This is a genomic window from Pseudomonas sp. (assembly GCF_035512415.1).
Taxonomy (GTDB): domain Bacteria; phylum Pseudomonadota; class Gammaproteobacteria; order Pseudomonadales; family Pseudomonadaceae; genus Aquipseudomonas.
Genome location: NZ_DATKDZ010000045.1, coordinates 97,900 through 113,969 on the forward strand (window position 1 = coordinate 97,900; position 16,070 = coordinate 113,969).

Here is a 16,070-nt window from a genome sequence, read left to right on the forward strand (position 1 = left end):
GTATGCGCATAGGGATATTGGCGCTTGCAGTGGGGTTGCTTGTGCTGCGCTTTCTGCCGGTGTTGCCGCCGTTCTGGCTGCTGTGTCTATTGCCGGTGCTGGGTCTGCTGTTGCTGCCCTCGCGCGCTTACCCCCTGGGTTGCTTTCTGTTCGGTTTGAGCTGGGCCTGCATTTCTGCGCAGTGGGCGCTGGATGACCGTCTGGCTGCCGAACTCGATGGTCGCACCCTGTGGCTGCAGGGGCAGGTGGTGGGTTTGCCCGAGATGGGCGCGGGCGTGGTGCGTTTTCAGCTGCAGGGCGCGCACTCACGGCGGGCCGAACTGCCCGCACGTATGCGTCTGGCTTGGTATGGCGGGCCGGCGCTGCAGGCGGGGGAGACCTGGCGGCTGGCCGTGCGCCTCAAACGCCCCCATGGCTTGGTCAACCCGCAGTCATTCGATTACGAGGCGTGGTTACTGGCACAGCGTCTGGGCGCTACCGGCACGGTGAAAAGCGGCGAGTTGCTGCGCGCCGCCAATGGCCTGGGGAGCTGGCGCGATAGCCTGCGTCAGCGTCTGCTGGCCACCCCCGCGCAAGGGCGTGAGGGGGCGCTGACGGCCCTGGTGCTGGGCGACGGTTCTGGCTTGTCGGCCGCCGACTGGCAGGTGCTGCAGAGCACCGGCACCGTGCATCTGATGGTGATTTCCGGGCAGCATATCGGCCTGCTGGCGGGCTTGCTGTATGGCCTGGTGGCCGGTCTGGCGCGGCTGGGCTGGTGGCCGCGAAGCCTGCCTTGGCTGCCCTGGGCCTGTGGCCTGGCCTTTGCCGGGGCCCTGGGTTATGGACTGCTGGCGGGTTTCGAGGTGCCGGTGCGGCGCGCTTGCGTGATGGTCGGGCTGGTGCTGCTCTGGCGCTGGCGCTTTCGTCACCTGGGCGTCTGGTTGCCGCTGCTACTGGCATTGGTTGCGGTTCTGCTGCTGGAGCCCCTGGCTAGCCTGCAGCCGGGTTTCTGGCTGTCGTTTGGCGCGGTATTGCTGTTGATCCTGATCTTCAGTGGTCGGCTCGGCGCATGGCCCTGGTGGCGGAGTCTGGGGCGGGCGCAGTGGGCCATGGCCGTTGGCCTGTTGCCCTTGTTGTTGGCGCTGGGTTTGCCGGTGAGTGTCAGCGGCCCGCTGGCCAATCTGATTGCAGTGCCCGTGGTGGGCATGCTGGTGGTGCCGCTGGCGCTGTTCGGCAGCCTGTTGTTGCCGTTGCCCTGGGTGGGCAGCAGTGTGCTCTGGCTGGCCGGGGCCACGCTCGATTTGCTGTTTATGTTGCTCGGGCAGATGGCGGCCTGGCTACCGGCCTGGTTGCCCAGCGCATTGCCCCTGTGGGCCTGGTTATTGGTGCTGTTGGGGGCCTGGTTGTTACTGCTGCCGGCGGGAATCCCCGGGCGCAGCCTGGGTGCGGTGCTGCTGTTGCCGCTGTTGTTCAGCCCGCAATCGCGCCCGGAATATGCGCAGGCCGAGGTGTGGATGCTGGACGTGGGGCAGGGCTTGGCAGTGCTGGTGCGCACCCAGGGGCACACGTTGCTCTACGACGCCGGGCCGCGCTTCGGCGACTTCGACACCGGCGAGCGGGTGGTATTGCCGTCCATACGGGCCCTGGGTGTGCGCGAGCTTGACCTGTTGCTGCTCAGTCATGGCGACAACGACCACGTCGGCGGCGCGCCGGCGATTCAGCGCGGGATGCCGGTCCGCCGGGTCGTCAGCGGCGAGCCTGGACGCTTGCCCGGACGGCTGCAGGCCGAGGCCTGCGTCAGCGGGCAGCGCTGGGAATGGGATGGCGTGCAGTTCAGCCTCTGGCAATGGGCGGCCGCCAGAGACGGCAACCAGGCCTCCTGTGTATTGCGGATCGAGGCCGCTGGCGAGCGCCTGCTCTTGACCGGCGATATCGACAGCCGCGCCGAGCAGGCGCTACTGGCCAGCGATATGGCGCTGCGCGCCGAGTGGCTGCTGGCTCCCCACCACGGCAGCCGCGGTTCCTCATCGCAGGCCTTGCTGGCGCAGGTTGCACCCCGGGCGGCGCTGATCTCCCGCGGGCAGCACAATGCCTTTGGTCACCCCCATGCCGAGGTGCTGGCGCGTTATCGGGCGGTTTCCGCGGACCTGTACGACAGTGTCGAGCAGGGCGCGGTACGGATTCGCCTGGGCGCTTTCGTGCCGGGTGAGGGTTTGCGCCATCGCGCACGTTTCTGGCGGGAAAAATGAGAACCGCGGCGGTCGGCGCGGCCGCGACCCTATGCTAGAGTGGCGCCACTTTTGTGAAGGGGATCTGCCACCGTGTGGGAACTGGTCAAAGCTGGCGGCTGGATGATGCTGCCAATCATTCTGTGTTCTATCGCTGCGGCCGGCATTATTGCCGAACGCCTGTGGACGCTGCGGCCGAGCCGCATCACCCCACCCAACCTGCTCGGTCAGGTATGGAAGTGGATCAAAGACAAAAAACTCAATAATCAGAAGCTCAAGGAACTGCGCGCCAATTCGCCTCTGGGGCAGATCCTGGCTGCGGGGCTGGCCAACTCCAAGCATGGTCGCGAGATCATGAAGGAGTGCATTCAGGAAGCTGCCGCCCGGGTAATCCACGACCTGGAACGCTACCTCAATGCCCTGGGCACCATTGCCGGCATCGCGCCGCTGCTGGGCCTGCTCGGCACGGTACTGGGCATGATCGAAATCTTCAGCTCCTTTATGGGGGCAGGCATGGCTAACGCGCCGCTGCTCGCTGCCGGTATTTCCAAGGCCCTGATCACCACGGCGGCAGGCCTGATGGTGGCCATTCCGGCGCTGTTCTTCCATCGCTACCTGCAGCGCCGTATCGACGAGCTGGTGGTCGGTATGGAGCAGGAGGCGATCAAGCTGGTGGAAGTGGTACAGGGTGACCGCGACGTCGATCTGGGTGAGGACAAGGCGTGAAATTCCGGCGCAAACCGCGGGAAAACGTCGAAATCAACCTGGCCTCGTTGATCGACGTGGTGTTTATCCTGCTGCTGTTTTTCGTGGTCACTACCACCTTTACCCGCGAGACCCAGCTCAAGGTCGATCTGCCGGAGGCCGCCAGTGGCACGCCGCCGGAGCAGACCGAGCTGAAGCAGCTGGAGGTGCTGATCGCGGCCGATGGCAGTTATTCGCTGAATGCCAAGGCCTTGCTCAAGAGTGATCTGGACAGCCTGATGGCGGCCCTGCGCAAAGAGTCGGAGGGCGATAACAGCCTGCCGCTGATTATCAGTGCCGACGCCCAGACCCCGCACCAGGCCGTGATCACCGCCATGGACGCCGCAGGCAAGCTGGGCTTTGCCCATCTGCGCATCACCACGGTCGAGGCTCAGGCCGCGCCTTGAGGGTTACCCGCTTATGAGCCTGGCCGAGCGTCTGACAACTGCCTGGTATGCCGGTCACCCGGCGCTGGCGCTGTTGCGGCCGCTGGAGTGGCTCTACCGCGCGGTTGTGCAGCGTAAGCGCGCGCGCTTTCTCGCGGGCGAGGGCGAGATTTACCGGGCACCTGTGCCGGTGCTGGTGGTGGGTAATATCACCGTCGGCGGCACCGGCAAGACCCCGATGATTCTCTGGCTGATCGAGCACTGCCGTAGCCGCGGCCTGCGCGTCGGTGTGGTCAGTCGCGGTTATGGTGCGCAGCCACCCAGTCTGCCCTGGCGGGTTCGGGGGGACGATTCGGCCAGTGTCGCCGGCGATGAGCCGCTGCTGATCGTGCAGCGCAGCGGCGTGCCGCTGATGATCGACCCGGATCGCGGCCGCGCGGTGGCAACCCTGTTGCTTGCCGAGCCGCTGGACCTGATTCTCAGCGACGATGGCCTGCAGCACTATCGCCTGGCCCGGGATCTGGAACTGGTGCTGATCGATGCGGCGCGCGGCCTGGGCAATCGCCGCTGCCTGCCTGCCGGCCCCCTGCGCGAGCCGCTGGAGCGCCTGCACAGCGTCGATGCGCTGTTGTACAACGGCGCGAGCGAGGATCCCCAGGGTGGCTACAGTTTCAACCTGCAGCCCCAGACCCTGATCAATCTGCGCAGCGGCGAAACTCGCTCCCTTGAGCATTTCCCTCCGGGCCAGGCCCTGCACGCGGTGGCCGGTATCGGTAACCCGCAGCGTTTCTTCAATACCCTCGAAGGGCTACACTGGCGGCCTGTCAGGCATGCCTTTGCCGATCATGCGCCGTACAGCGCCGAGCTGCTGAATTTCAGCCCGGCGCTGCCGGTGCTGATGACGGAAAAGGATGCGGTCAAGTGCCGTGCCTTTGCGGCTGACGATTGGTGGTACCTGGCGGTGGATGCCGAGCCTTCGGCCGCGTTTGTCGCCTGGTTTGATCAGCAATTGCAGCGTCTTATGCCGCGCGCCTGACTGTTCTGATCATTCGGCGGCCTCGTCCGCCCCAGCAGCTGCTTCCTATCAAGGATCTCCCATGGACCCGAAACTACTCGACATTCTCGCCTGCCCACTGTGCAAGGGCCCGCTGAAACTTGCCGCTGACAAGAGCGAGCTGATCTGCAAGGCCGACGCACTGGCTTTTCCGGTTCGCGATGGCATCCCTGTGATGCTGGAAACCGAAGCCCGCACCCTCAACGTCGACGAGCGCCTGGACAAGTAAATGAGTACTGCCTTTACCGTTGTGATTCCGGCTCGTTTCGCTTCCAGTCGCCTGCCGGGCAAGCCGCTGCAGGATATTGCCGGAAAACCGATGATTCAGCATGTCTGGGAACAGGCGTGCAAAAGCAGCGCCCAACAGGTGGTGGTGGCCACCGACGATGCGCGCATCGTTGAGGCCTGCCGCAGCTTTGGTGCGCAGGTAGTGCTGACCGACGCCTCCCACAACTCCGGTACCGACCGCCTGGCTGAAGTGGCCACGGCTTTGGGCCTGGCGGCTGACGCCATCGTGGTCAACGTGCAGGGCGACGAGCCGCTGATCCCGCCGGCGATCATCGATCAGGTGGCGGCCAACCTGGCAGCGAATCCGCAGGCGGCAATCGCCACCCTGGCCGAGCCGATTGAGGATGTGCAGGCGCTATTCAACCCCAATGTGGTCAAGGTGGTCAGTGACAAGACTGGCCTGGCCTTGACCTTTAGCCGCGCGCCGCTGCCCTGGGCGCGGGATGCCTTCGCCCAGAGCCGCGACGAGCTGCCCGCAGGCGTACCGTACCGCCGGCATATCGGCATCTACGCCTACCGTGCGCAGTTCCTCCACGACTTCGTCGCCTGGGGCCCGTGCTGGCTGGAAGACACCGAGTGCCTGGAGCAGTTGCGCGCGCTTTGGCATGGCGTGCGTATTCATGTCGCCGATGCCCTTGAGGCTCCGCCTGCCGGGGTCGACACTCAGGAAGACCTTGAGCGCGTTCGCCGCCTGCTGGGGGCCTGATGCGCGTTCTGTTTGTTTGTCTGGGCAATATCTGCCGCTCGCCCACCGCAGAAGGCGTCTTGCGCCACAAGCTGCGTGAGGCCGGGCTGGAAGGGCGCATCGAGGTCGATTCGGCCGGCACTGGCGATTGGCATGTGGGCAAGGCGGCGGATATCCGCACGCGTCAGGCCGCGCAGCAGCGTGGCTATGACCTGTCTGCATTGCGTGGACGGCAGGTCAAGGTGGCGGATTTTCATGCCTTCGACCTGATTCTGGCCATGGATAACAGCAACCTGCACGACTTGCAGCAGCTGCGCCCGGGCGATGCCTCGGCCGAGCTGGACCTGTTTCTGCGTCGTTATCAGCTGGAGCTGGATGAAGTGCCTGATCCCTATTACGGCGGCGAAGCAGGTTTTGCCCAGGTGCTGGATTTGCTCGAACAAGCCTGTGATGCCCTGGTGCTCGAACTCAAGGGGCGCTTATGAGCCTGCAGATTCGTCCCCAGGTATCGCTGAAACCCTATAACAGCTTTGCCGTCGAAGCCTCGGCTAGCCATTTTGTCGAGGTGTGTAACGATCAGCAGGTGGCCGAGGCCCTGGCTTACGCCCAGGCGCAGCAACTGCCGGTGCTGCTGCTCGGCGGCGGCAGCAACCTGCTGCTGACCCGTGATGTCGATGCCCTGGTGCTGCGCATGGCCAGTCGCGGTATTCGCGTACTGAGCGATGACGGCGAGCGTGTTGTGATCGAGGCCGAAGCCGGCGAGCCCTGGCATCCTTTTGTGCAGTGGACGCTGGCGCAGGGCTTTGCCGGCCTGGAAAACCTCAGCCTGATTCCCGGCACCGTGGGCGCTGCTCCGGTGCAGAATATCGGCGCGTACGGCGTTGAGCTGAAGGATCTGTTTGCCGGTTTGACCGCCTTGGATCGGCACAGTGGCGAGCTGCGTGAGTTTTCCCTGCAGGACTGCGCCTTTGCCTACCGCGATAGCCTGTTCAAGCGTGAAAGCGGGCGCTGGGTCATCCTGCGGGTGCGCTTTGCCTTGAGCCGCGCCGCTGAGCTGCGTCTGGATTACGGCCCGGTGCGTCAGCGTCTGGCGGAGCAGGGCATCAATGCGCCGACGGCGCTGGATGTCAGTCAGGCCATCTGCGCCATTCGCAGCGAAAAACTGCCGGATCCGGCTGAGCTGGGCAATGCCGGCAGCTTCTTTAAAAATCCCTTGGTGTCTGCCGAACTGGCGCAGCGCCTGCGTGCTGAGCATGCCGATCTGGTGGCCTATCCCCAGGTGGTGGATGGGCAGGCGGACGGGCAGTTCAAGCTGGCCGCTGGCTGGCTGATCGAGCGTGCGGGCTGGAAGGGCTTTCGTGAAGGGGATGCCGGGGTGCATCGCTTGCAGGCGTTAGTGCTGGTCAATTACGGCGCAGCCACCGGCGCGCAGTTATTGGCACTGGCGCAGCATATCCAGGCGGATATCGCCCAGCGTTTTGCCGTGGAATTGGAGATTGAGCCAAACGTGCTATAAGGCGTTTTGGCGGCAGGCAGCGAACAGTGTATTGATCGCGCTGTAATAAAAGTTAGAACGCAAAAGGGGATGCCGAAGCATCCCCTTTTTTATAGCTCGCCATCCCTGGCAGCTACCCTGCGGGCCGTCGCTACGCGACGTTAAAAACTGCTCCAGGCAATTTTTTATTGCCGAGTGGATCAGATCTGCGGTTTGACCGCTTCTTTATCCTGCTCGTCAGCTTCTACTTCAGTAAACAGCGAGCTTTGCGGCTCCTGGCTTACTTCTGCGTCTGCTTCTGCTTGCACTGCGGCTTCGGCCTTGGGCTCGACTGCTTCGATGCTCGCAGGTGCTTCGGCTGCAGTTTCAACTACGGCTTCGGCAATCGGCTCTTCCGCTACGGGTGCAGCAGCTTCGACCTGCACAGCGGCTGGGGCTTCGGCCGCTTCACGGGCAAGGCGTTCGGCTTCACGCTGACGACGACGCACTTCGCGCGGATCGTTAGGTGCGCGACCGCTGCTGCTAACGACCACGGCCGGTGCTTCTTCGGCGGCGGCTGCCACAACCGGCTCGGCTTCGACGATCACTGGTGCAGCTACTTCAGCCTGTTCCACGGCTACCGGAGCCGTTTCCTCTACAGCAGCGGGCGCTGCAACAGTGGGCTCGACTTCGTTGCTCGCGACAGGTGCCTGCGCCTCGACGATGGGGCTGTCGACAGTTTCGGCTGCTACTTCGGTCACTTCAGCCGTCACTGTAGGCGCTTCAACCACTTCAGCGGCTTCGCTAACGTGCGCAACTGCTGCTGCGGTTTCGGCTTCTACGGTTTCTGTTACGACCTGGGCTACCGGAGCGGTTTCGCCTGGCTGCTCGATGGCTGCGCTCGGGCTGGTTTCTACGGCGCTGGACGCGGTATCGGCAACTGCGGCCGTGACTGCTGTGCTTACCAGTACCGGGGTGCCGGCCTCTTCGCTGCTTTCTTCGCCGGCTTCTTCGCTGCCTTCGATCGGGTTGCCGTTAGCATCGTTCTGACGCTCGCGACGATTGCTGCGACGACGCTGACCACGGGAGCGGCGACGTGGGCGATCGCCACCTTCGCTGCCTTCCTGTTCATCGTCCTGCAGAGCTTCTTCAGTGTTCAGTACTTCCTCGTCGGCGGCAGCTGCGGCCTGTTCGGCACGCGGCTGGCGTTCTTCACGCGGTGCACGCGGCTGGCGCGGTTCGCGTTGCGGACGTTCGGCACGGACTTCTTCGCTTACGGTTGGGCTGTCGCCTTGTGCGGCATCCAGCGGCTCACGCAGTTCACGTGGTTGACGCTCTTCGCGGGGCTTGCGCTCGCGTGGTTGGCGCTCTTCACGTGGCGGGCGGGATTGACGCACTTCCTGTGGCTCACGAACCTCGACGACCTCGCGTGGGCTGCGTTCTTCACGCGGGGCACGCTCTTCGCGCGGAGCGCGTTCTTCACGGGGCGCACGTTCTTCACGGGCTACACGCGGCTGGCGTTCTTCGCGTGGGGCGCGGTCCTCACGTGGTGCACGCTCTTCGCGCGGCTTGCGCTCTTCGTTGTTGCGACCACCACGGCTGCGGTTCTGCTGGCGACCGTTGCGGCGCTCATCGCTGCGCTGCGGGCGTTCGCTGGTTTTCTTCTCGACGACGGCAGGCTTTTCTTCTTCCTTGCCGGCGAACAGGCTGACTAACGACTTGACCAGACCCTTGAACAGGCTTGGCTCGGCAGCGGCAGTAACAGGCTGAACGGCAACGGCTTCAGTCGGGGTAGGGGTCGGTGCAGTACGCTGCGGCGCGGTCTTGATCGCGGCTTCCTGGCGAACCAGGGTGCGCGTTGCGGCGGCCTGCTTTTCTTCTTCCACTTCAATGGTCGCCATTTCATAGCTGGATTGAGTGGACTGAGCTTCCGGGCTGTCGTCACGGATGCGGGTGACTTCGAAGTGCGGGGTTTCCAGGTGATCGTTCGGCACGATAACGATGCGCGCACGGGTACGCAGTTCGGTCTTGGTGATCGAGTTACGTTTTTCGTTGAGCAGGAAGGCTGCAACTGGAATTGGCACTTGTGCGCGAACTTCAGCAGTGCGGTCTTTCAGGGCTTCTTCTTCGATCAGCCGCAGAATTGCCAGCGACAGCGATTCGACGTCGCGGATGATGCCCTGACCATTGCAGCGTGGGCAGACGATACCGCTGCTTTCACCCAGGGACGGACGCAGGCGCTGACGCGACATTTCCAGCAGGCCGAAGCGCGAGATACGACCGACCTGTACGCGGGCGCGGTCGGCTTCCAGGCTTTCGCGGACTTTTTCTTCCACGGCGCGCTGGTTCTTGGCCGGGGTCATGTCGATAAAGTCGATGACGATCAGGCCGCCGATGTCACGCAGGCGCAGCTGACGGGCGATTTCTTCGGCCGCTTCCAGGTTGGTCTGCAGGGCGGTTTCTTCGATGTCGCTGCCTTTGGTCGCACGGGCCGAGTTGATGTCGATGGACACCAGGGCTTCGGTCGGGTCGATAACGATGGAGCCACCGGACGGCAGTTTCACCTCGCGCTGGAAGGCGGTTTCGATCTGGCTTTCGATCTGGAAACGGTTGAACAGCGGCACGCTGTCTTCATACAGCTTGATCTTGCTGGCGTACTGCGGCATCACCTGGTTGATGAAACTCAGGGCTTCCTGCTGGGCTTCGATGCTGTCGACCAGCACTTCGCCGATGTCCTGGCGCAGGTAGTCGCGGATGGCGCGGATGATCACGTTGCTTTCCTGGTAGATCAGGAAAGGCGCGGCGCGGTCCAGCGAGGCTTCTTTAATAGCGGTCCACAGCTGCAGCAGGTAATCCAGGTCCCACTGCATTTCTTCGCTGCTACGGCCGAGGCCGGCAGTGCGCACGATCAGGCCCATATCGCTCGGTGCGACCAGGCCATTCAGCGCTTCGCGCAGTTCATTGCGCTCTTCGCCTTCGATGCGGCGGGAAATGCCACCGGCACGCGGGTTGTTCGGCATCAGCACCAGGTAGCGACCGGCCAGGCTGATAAAGGTGGTCAGGGCAGCGCCCTTGTTGCCACGCTCTTCTTTCTCGACCTGAACGATGACTTCCTGACCTTCCCTGAGCACGTCCTTGATATTGACGCGGCCTTCGGGGGCCTTGCTGAAGTATTCGCGGGAGATTTCTTTGAGTGGCAGAAAGCCGTGGCGTTCCGAGCCAAAGTCAACGAAGGCGGCTTCGAGGCTGGGTTCTACGCGGGTGATCTTGCCTTTGTAGATGTTGGATTTTTTCTGCTCACGGGCACCGGACTCGATGTCCAGGTCGTAGAGTTTCTGCCCATCTACCAGGGCGACACGCAACTCTTCGGGTTGAGTTGCGTTAATCAGCATTCTTTTCATGTAGTACCGTCGGTTTCCGGTGCTGGCGGAAGCGGCGTTCGGCACACACGACTTCAGGGTCGGTGTCAGGCGCGTCTAGAACGGTCGTAAAGCGTTCCATTGTCGAGCGGCAATCAGCCAGTTGGGCTGGGCCGCGACGGACGTCTCCTGCTCGCTGTTGTGACAGAAAGCACTAAGTCAGGAGGAGGAATCAGCTGTCGGTAGCGGACGAGATAAAGCGTCTTGGTGTAAAGCAATTGCTACGCGGACCGACAGTTGTACATCTCCACCCTACACGTATCGCTGAAAATCGGGTGCCGCTCGCGAAAATCCGCAGCGGGTTAACTATTACCGCGGCCGTCCAAAGGGGAAGGTCGCGCGTCATGGCTTGAAGGCTTTATTTCCGAGTTGTTCGCGGTCTTGGCGACCTTACTTTCTGCGAATAACCCGTCGGACGGCCTCGCGTCCAGAAAGGGTTGCGTTGGTTGGGGATGGCAGTTTTGGCGATCATCCGCAAACCAGGCCGCTTTTGGCGGCGTCCCGACTATAGCAGCAATGATTAAGTGCTTCAAATCCATAAAAAATTGTTATGATTGCGCGATGACGACTCCTACCTCTCCAACCTCTGGCGTTCAGCTACTTGAGGTTGCGCCGGAACTTGCCGGCCAGCGCATCGATAACTTTCTTCGCACCCAGCTCAAAGGCGTGCCCAAGACCTTGATTTACCGCATTTTGCGCAAAGGCGAAGTGCGGGTAAACAAGGGCCGGATCAAGCCCGAGTACAAGCTCCAGGCCGGCGATATCATTCGCGTGCCGCCGCTACGCTTGGCTGAGCGTGACGAGCCCGAGCCCCTAGCTCAGGGTTTGTTGCAGCGCCTGGAGGCGGCCATTGTCTATGAAGACAAAGCCCTGATTGTGCTCAACAAGCCCGCCGGTATTGCCGTGCATGGCGGCAGTGGTCTCAATTACGGGGTCATCGAGGCTTTTCGTCAGTTGCGCCCCGATGCCAAGGAGCTGGAGCTGGTGCATCGCCTGGATCGGGATACGTCCGGCCTGCTGATGATCGCCAAGAAGCGCAGCATGTTGCGCCATCTGCATGAAGCTTTGCGCGGTGACGGCGTGGACAAGCGTTATATGGCGCTGGTGCGTGGCCATTGGGCGACCGCCAAGAAGCAGGTTAATGCGCCCTTGCTGAAGAGCAATCTGCGTTCCGGCGAGCGTATGGTCGAGGTCAATCCAGAAGGCAAGGAAGCGCTGACCATCTTCCGTGTGCTGCGCCGCTTCGGCGAGTTCGCCACTCTGGTCGAGGCCAAGCCGGTGACCGGGCGTACCCATCAGATCCGTGTGCATGCGCAGCATGCTGGGCATTGCATCGCCGGCGACAGCAAGTATGGCGACGACGATTTCACCAAGGAAATTCGCGATCTGGGCGGCAAACGCCTGTTTCTGCATGCCTATGAGTTGGTGGTGCCGCTGCCGGATGGCGGGCAGTTGAAGCTGGCGGCTCCGGTGGATGAGATGTGGGCGCGGACCGTGGAGCGTCTCGGTGCCTGACTCTCAGAAGCGTGGCTGTCAGGAGCGTGGCTATCAGCTGCTGATCTTCGATTGGGATGGCACGTTGGTCGATTCCATCGGTCGGATTGTCGCGGCGATGCATATGGCGGCCGATGTCTGTGAGCTACCACGCTGCACGGATGAGCAGGTGCGCGGCATTATCGGCTTGGGTTTGCCTGAGGCCATCCGTTGCCTTTATCCGGATATGCATGATGTGGCTCGTGCGCAACGTCTGCGCCACAGCTACAGCGAAAACTACCTGGCTCTTGAGTCCGAGCCTTCGGCGCTGTTCCATGGGGTGGCCGAAGGTTTGGAAGCGTTTCGTGCCGATGGCTATCGTCTGGCGGTAGCGACTGGCAAAGGGCGGCACGGTTTGCAGCGGGTGCTGGCTGATCGTGGCTGGCTGGATTATTTCGATTACAGTCGTTGCGCGGATGAAACGGCGAGCAAGCCGGACCCGCTGATGCTGCATGAGATTCTTGCGCAAAGCGGTGTTGCGGCCAGTCAGGCGCTGATGGTGGGCGACTCGTCCTTCGATCTGTTGATGGCGCAGCGCGCTGGCATGGATTGTGTGGCGGTGGGGTATGGCGCTCAGCCTTTGCAGGCGTTACGTGAGTGTCAGCCGACGCTGGCAATAGAATGTTTTACCGAATTGCGCGCCTGGCTGGAGCGGCGTGCGGTTGGGCAATCAGTTGAGGTGAGAGAGCATGTCGGATGAATGGAAGGCATCGGCTACGGCGGATGACGATGGCAAAAGCTGGAAGCTGCTGGAGAAAACCTTGCTGGCTGGCGTGCAGGAGCAGCGCAGGGCGCGGCGCTGGGGGATTTTCTTCAAGCTGCTGACCTTTATTTACCTGTTCGGTGCTTTGGTGCTGTTTTCGCCGTTGCTCGATATTAAAAAGGGCGCGGGGGGTGGCACCGCGCATACCGCGGTGATCGAGGTGCGCGGAGTGATTGCCGACAAGGAGTCGGCCAGTGCCGATAATATTGTCGGCAGCCTGCGGGCGGCGTTTGAGGATGCCAATACCAAGGGCGTGATCCTGCGCATCAACAGTCCGGGCGGCAGTCCGGTGCAGTCGGGCTATATCTATGACGAGATTCGCCGCCTGCGCACAGAGTACCCGGCGATCAAGCTGTATGCGGTGATCACCGATCTGGGGGCTTCGGGTGCCTATTACATCGCCAGCGCGGCTGATGAGATTTATGCCGACAAGGCCAGTCTGGTCGGTTCCATCGGTGTGACTGCGGCAACCTTTGGCTTTGTTGGGGTGATGGAGAAGCTGGGTGTGGACCGCCGCGTCTATACCTCGGGCGAGCACAAGGCGTTTCTAGACCCGTTCCAGCCGCAAAAGGCCGAAGAGACCGAGTTCTGGCAGGGCGTTCTGGAGACTACTCATCGTCAGTTTATTGCCAGCGTCAAGCAGGGGCGCGGTGAGCGCTTGAAGGATGCCGAGCACCCGGAACTGTTTTCGGGTCTGGTCTGGTCGGGCGAGCAGGCCCTGCAGCTGGGCTTGATCGATGCGCTGGGCAATACCAGCTATGTGGCGCGTGAGGTGATTGGTGAGAAAGAACTGGTCGACTTCACGCTGAAGGAGTCGCCGCTGGATCGCTTTGCGAAAACCCTGGGTTCAAGCGTTGCCGAGCATGTGGCGATGTGGATGGGCTTTCAGGGGCCGTCGCTGCGCTGATTGTTACTGTGTTCCGAGCAGGCCCGGTCATTTGATCGGGCTTGTTTGTTTATGGGATATCGATTCCAGCGGCTAGCAGCATGTCTACCAGGCGGATCAGGGGCAGGCCGATCAGGCTGCTGCTGTCGCTGCCTTCGGTGCTGCGAAACAGGCTGATGCCCAAGCCTTCGGCCTTGAAGCTGCCGGCGCAGTCATAGGGCTGCTCGGCGTGCAGGTAGCGGGTGATCTGGGCGTCGCTGAGTGGGCGAAAGTGCACGATGAAGGGAATGCAGTCGGTCTGGCTGACACCGCTGTGGCTGTCGAGCAGGGTCAGGCCGGTGAGGAAGGTGACGCTGTTGCCGCTGGCGGCGAGCAACTGCTCGCGGGCGCGCTCGAAATTATGCGGCTTGCCGAGAATCTGCTGGCCGAGCACGGCGACCTGGTCCGAGCCGATAATCAGGTGTTGGGGGTGGCTGTTACGCAGGGCCTGGGCTTTTTCCAGGGACAGGCGGCGCACCAGGCTGTCTGCGCTTTCATCTGTTTGGCGGGACTCGTCGATATCCGGGGCGCAACAGCTGAAGGGCAGGCGCAGGCGGGCGAGCAGTTCACGTCTATAGGGCGAGCTGGATGCGAGCACCAGGGGCAGCATATTGTTTTCCTTTCGTGGTAGCGGGCGCGCTCGCCTCCCTTATTCGGCGCTTCGCGCCACCTTCTTGTGGAGGGGGAAAGCGTCAAGGAGGTCGTCACTGCGTGACTTCAGGTTAAGGCGGCGATTTTAACGGCGGTGGCAGATGCTGGACAGGCCGAATTTCCTTTGACAGCGGCGGGTCGCATCCCTAGAATGCGCCGCCTATGTCAAATGCACCGATTCCACCTCACGTTGATCCGCGCAAACTTGCTGATCGTGGCGCCACCCTTGAGGGTGATTTGCTACTGGCCGATTTGCCGCGACTCTGCGAGCCACTTGCCGATAACCAAGGCGTGGTGCGTGCGAAGTTTTTCTTCGAGCGTGACGAGCGTAATGCCGTGGTTATCCATAGCGAGCTTGTGGTTGAGGTCAAGATGGTATGCCAGCGTTGTCTGGACTTGGTCGTTCTGCCGATCCATAGCGAGTGTGATTACGCCGTGGTGAAAGAGGGAGCGAATACCCAGTCCGTGCCGCAAGGCTATGACGTGCTGGAGCTGGGTGAAGACCCATTGGATCTGCTGGCGCTGGTCGAGGAGGAGCTGTTGCTCGCCTTACCCATTGTCCCGGCTCATGACCCTAAAGATTGCCAGCAACCGGCTGGGCTCGATGAGCCCGAGCCGAGCGAGGACGAGGTAACGCGGTCCAACCCGTTCAATGTATTGGCGCAGTTAAAGCGTGACCCAAACGTTTAGGAGTTAATTAGTTATGGCTGTTCAGCAGAACAAAAAATCCCGTTCCGCCCGTGACATGCGTCGTTCGCACGATGCTCTCGAAGGCAGCACCCTGTCCGTCGAGAAAACCACCGGTGAAATTCACCTGCGTCACCACGTATCGCCAGAAGGCGTTTACCGTGGTCGTAAAGTGATCGACAAGGGCGCTGACGAGTAAATCTTGTCCGCTCCGATCATCGCGATTGATGCAATGGGTGGGGACTTCGGTCCCCACTGCATTGTTCCGGCCTGCATTGCCTGCCTGGCCGAATACCCCTCGTTGCACCTGGTCCTCGTCGGCCAACCCTCTCTCCTCGAACCTTTGATTGCCCGTTACCCGGGTGTCGATCGTGCACGCCTGCGTGTTGAGCCGGCGGCTGAAGTGATCGAGATGGATGAGCGGCCGGCGCAGGCCCTGCGCGGCAAGCCCGACTCCTCGATGCGGGTGGGTCTGGAGTTGCTGCGCAGTGGCGCGGTCCAGGCCTGCGTCAGTGCCGGCAATACCGGTGCCTTGATGGCCCTGTCGCGTTATGTGCTGAAAACCCTGCCCGGCATCGATCGCCCGGCTATGGTTACGGCTATTCCGACGCAGACGGGTTTCTGTCATTTGCTCGATCTGGGTGCCAATGTCGACTGCAGTGCCGAGCACCTCTATCAGTTCGCGGTGATGGGGTCGGTCACCGCCGAGGCCCTGGGCACGGTGCGTCCTCGGGTGGCACTGCTTAATGTTGGTACTGAGGACATCAAGGGCAATCAGCAGGTCAAGCTGGCGGCGAGCCTGCTGCAGGCGGCCGAGGGCCTGAACTATATCGGCTTTATCGAAGGCGATGGCTTGTACCGCGGCGAGGCCGATGTGGTGGTCTGCGACGGCTTTGTTGGCAATATCCTGCTCAAGTCCAGCGAGGGCCTCGCCAGCATGATTGCCCTGCGCATCGAGGCGCTGTTCAAGTCGAGCCTGGCGGCGCGCCTGGTGGGGTTGCTGGCATTGCCGTTGCTGCGTCGCCTACGGGGCGACCTGGCCCCGGCAGAGCACAATGGGGCGAGTTTTGTCGGCTTGCAGGGCATCGTGGTGAAAAGCCATGGTTCTGCCGGGCCTGACGGTTTTAAAAGCGCCATTCGCCGAGCTTTGGCGGAGATTGAGGAAAATCTGCCGCAACGCTTGCATGGTCGCCTGGGCGAACACTTGCTTTAGGATGTGACCGCGACGGTCGGCCTGTCATCCAACTGTCAGTT

General features: G+C 62.2%; 16 protein-coding genes. 14 read left to right on the forward strand and 2 right to left on the reverse strand.

The genetic code is table 11. The features are described from left to right. The first annotated feature begins 2 nt into the window (after positions 1-2). The 8 genes from VMP31_RS22820 (at position 3) to murB (ending at position 6,880) form a co-directional block, all read left to right on the forward strand. Entirely contained in the window at positions 3-2,228 is a 2,226-nt protein-coding gene (locus VMP31_RS22820; RefSeq protein ID WP_325510047.1) for a DNA internalization-related competence protein ComEC/Rec2, read from the forward strand. 72 nt (positions 2,229-2,300) lie between these two features. Continuing rightward, entirely contained in the window at positions 2,301-2,933 is a 633-nt protein-coding gene (locus tag VMP31_RS22825; RefSeq protein WP_325510049.1) for a MotA/TolQ/ExbB proton channel family protein, read from the forward strand. After that, complete coding sequence (locus VMP31_RS22830; RefSeq protein ID WP_325510051.1) at positions 2,930-3,358, forward strand: biopolymer transporter ExbD; 429 nt, start codon at positions 2,930-2,932, stop codon at positions 3,356-3,358. Before VMP31_RS22825 ends, VMP31_RS22830 begins: the two co-directional genes overlap by 4 nt. Positions 3,359-3,371: 13 nt before the next feature. Next, the gene (gene lpxK, locus VMP31_RS22835) at positions 3,372-4,373 is read left to right on the forward strand and encodes a tetraacyldisaccharide 4'-kinase (RefSeq protein ID WP_325510053.1); all 1,002 of its coding nucleotides are present in this window, start codon (positions 3,372-3,374) and stop codon (positions 4,371-4,373) included. Positions 4,374-4,434: 61 nt separating this feature from the next. Beyond that, a complete protein-coding gene (locus VMP31_RS22840) occupies positions 4,435-4,620 on the forward strand; it encodes a Trm112 family protein (protein ID WP_090387286.1) in 186 nt (61 codons plus the stop codon). Next, positions 4,621-5,385 carry a 3-deoxy-manno-octulosonate cytidylyltransferase gene (gene kdsB, locus VMP31_RS22845; RefSeq protein ID WP_325510057.1) on the forward strand — a complete coding sequence of 255 codons (765 nt, stop codon included), beginning with the start codon at positions 4,621-4,623 and terminating at the stop codon, positions 5,383-5,385. Further along, positions 5,385-5,849 carry a low molecular weight protein-tyrosine-phosphatase gene (locus tag VMP31_RS22850; RefSeq protein WP_325510059.1) on the forward strand — a complete coding sequence of 155 codons (465 nt, stop codon included), beginning with the start codon at positions 5,385-5,387 and terminating at the stop codon, positions 5,847-5,849. The genes kdsB and VMP31_RS22850 overlap by 1 nt, the downstream gene beginning before the upstream one ends. Continuing rightward, positions 5,846-6,880 (forward strand): UDP-N-acetylmuramate dehydrogenase, encoded by a 1,035-nt coding sequence (murB, locus tag VMP31_RS22855; protein WP_325510061.1) that lies wholly within the window; start codon positions 5,846-5,848, stop codon positions 6,878-6,880. The genes VMP31_RS22850 and murB overlap by 4 nt, the downstream gene beginning before the upstream one ends. A 179-nt stretch (positions 6,881-7,059) precedes the next feature. Here murB and rne read toward each other — a convergent pair whose 3' ends face one another. Continuing rightward, the gene (gene rne / locus VMP31_RS22860) at positions 7,060-10,239 is read right to left on the reverse strand and encodes a ribonuclease E (protein ID WP_325510063.1); all 3,180 of its coding nucleotides are present in this window, start codon (positions 10,237-10,239) and stop codon (positions 7,060-7,062) included. A gap of 579 nt (positions 10,240-10,818) precedes the next feature. Here rne and rluC point away from each other — a divergent pair. From rluC to VMP31_RS22875, 3 genes are read left to right on the forward strand one after another with little or no spacing between them, the layout of a single operon-like run. After that, positions 10,819-11,772 carry a 23S rRNA pseudouridine(955/2504/2580) synthase RluC gene (gene rluC, locus VMP31_RS22865; protein ID WP_325510065.1) on the forward strand — a complete coding sequence of 318 codons (954 nt, stop codon included), beginning with the start codon at positions 10,819-10,821 and terminating at the stop codon, positions 11,770-11,772. After that, on the forward strand, positions 11,765-12,490 hold the full coding sequence (locus VMP31_RS22870) for an HAD-IA family hydrolase (protein WP_325510067.1): 726 nt from the start codon (positions 11,765-11,767) through the stop codon (positions 12,488-12,490). Before rluC ends, VMP31_RS22870 begins: the two co-directional genes overlap by 8 nt. Further along, positions 12,480-13,460: a S49 family peptidase gene (locus VMP31_RS22875; protein ID WP_325510069.1), complete on the forward strand. Its 981-nt coding sequence runs from the start codon at positions 12,480-12,482 to the stop codon at positions 13,458-13,460. Before VMP31_RS22870 ends, VMP31_RS22875 begins: the two co-directional genes overlap by 11 nt. Before the next feature lie 49 nt (positions 13,461-13,509). Here VMP31_RS22875 and VMP31_RS22880 read toward each other — a convergent pair whose 3' ends face one another. Beyond that, positions 13,510-14,088 (reverse strand): nucleoside triphosphate pyrophosphatase, encoded by a 579-nt coding sequence (locus VMP31_RS22880; RefSeq protein ID WP_325510071.1) that lies wholly within the window; start codon positions 14,086-14,088, stop codon positions 13,510-13,512. A gap of 203 nt (positions 14,089-14,291) precedes the next feature. On the opposite strand from VMP31_RS22880, the gene VMP31_RS22885 reads away from it, so the two are divergent. From VMP31_RS22885 to plsX, 3 genes are read left to right on the forward strand one after another with little or no spacing between them, the layout of a single operon-like run. Beyond that, the gene (locus VMP31_RS22885) at positions 14,292-14,819 is read left to right on the forward strand and encodes a YceD family protein (protein WP_325510073.1); all 528 of its coding nucleotides are present in this window, start codon (positions 14,292-14,294) and stop codon (positions 14,817-14,819) included. Between the two features lie 13 nt (positions 14,820-14,832). After that, entirely contained in the window at positions 14,833-15,015 is a 183-nt protein-coding gene (gene rpmF, locus VMP31_RS22890; protein ID WP_325510075.1) for a 50S ribosomal protein L32, read from the forward strand. A 3-nt stretch (positions 15,016-15,018) separates the two neighbouring features. Then, the gene (gene plsX / locus VMP31_RS22895) at positions 15,019-16,029 is read left to right on the forward strand and encodes a phosphate acyltransferase PlsX (protein ID WP_325510077.1); all 1,011 of its coding nucleotides are present in this window, start codon (positions 15,019-15,021) and stop codon (positions 16,027-16,029) included. Positions 16,030-16,070: the final 41 nt, after the last annotated feature.

What these genes read in the sequence shown, in the direction of transcription:
- kdsB (WP_325510057.1), top strand. Translation starts at nt 4,621, where the DNA reads ATGAGTACTGCCTTTACCGTTGTGATTCCGGCTCGTTTCGCTTCCAGT.
- rne (WP_325510063.1), bottom strand. Translation starts at nt 10,239, where the DNA reads ATGAAAAGAATGCTGATTAACGCAACTCAACCCGAAGAGTTGCGTGTC.
- VMP31_RS22880 (WP_325510071.1), bottom strand. Translation starts at nt 14,088, where the DNA reads ATGCTGCCCCTGGTGCTCGCATCCAGCTCGCCCTATAGACGTGAACTG.
- VMP31_RS22820 (WP_325510047.1), top strand. Translation starts at nt 3, where the DNA reads ATGCGCATAGGGATATTGGCGCTTGCAGTGGGGTTGCTTGTGCTGCGC.
- VMP31_RS22885 (WP_325510073.1), top strand. Translation starts at nt 14,292, where the DNA reads ATGTCAAATGCACCGATTCCACCTCACGTTGATCCGCGCAAACTTGCT.
- murB (WP_325510061.1), top strand. Translation starts at nt 5,846, where the DNA reads ATGAGCCTGCAGATTCGTCCCCAGGTATCGCTGAAACCCTATAACAGC.
- VMP31_RS22850 (WP_325510059.1), top strand. Translation starts at nt 5,385, where the DNA reads ATGCGCGTTCTGTTTGTTTGTCTGGGCAATATCTGCCGCTCGCCCACC.
- rpmF (WP_325510075.1), top strand. Translation starts at nt 14,833, where the DNA reads ATGGCTGTTCAGCAGAACAAAAAATCCCGTTCCGCCCGTGACATGCGT.
- rluC (WP_325510065.1), top strand. Translation starts at nt 10,819, where the DNA reads ATGACGACTCCTACCTCTCCAACCTCTGGCGTTCAGCTACTTGAGGTT.
- VMP31_RS22875 (WP_325510069.1), top strand. Translation starts at nt 12,480, where the DNA reads ATGTCGGATGAATGGAAGGCATCGGCTACGGCGGATGACGATGGCAAA.
- lpxK (WP_325510053.1), top strand. Translation starts at nt 3,372, where the DNA reads ATGAGCCTGGCCGAGCGTCTGACAACTGCCTGGTATGCCGGTCACCCG.
- VMP31_RS22840 (WP_090387286.1), top strand. Translation starts at nt 4,435, where the DNA reads ATGGACCCGAAACTACTCGACATTCTCGCCTGCCCACTGTGCAAGGGC.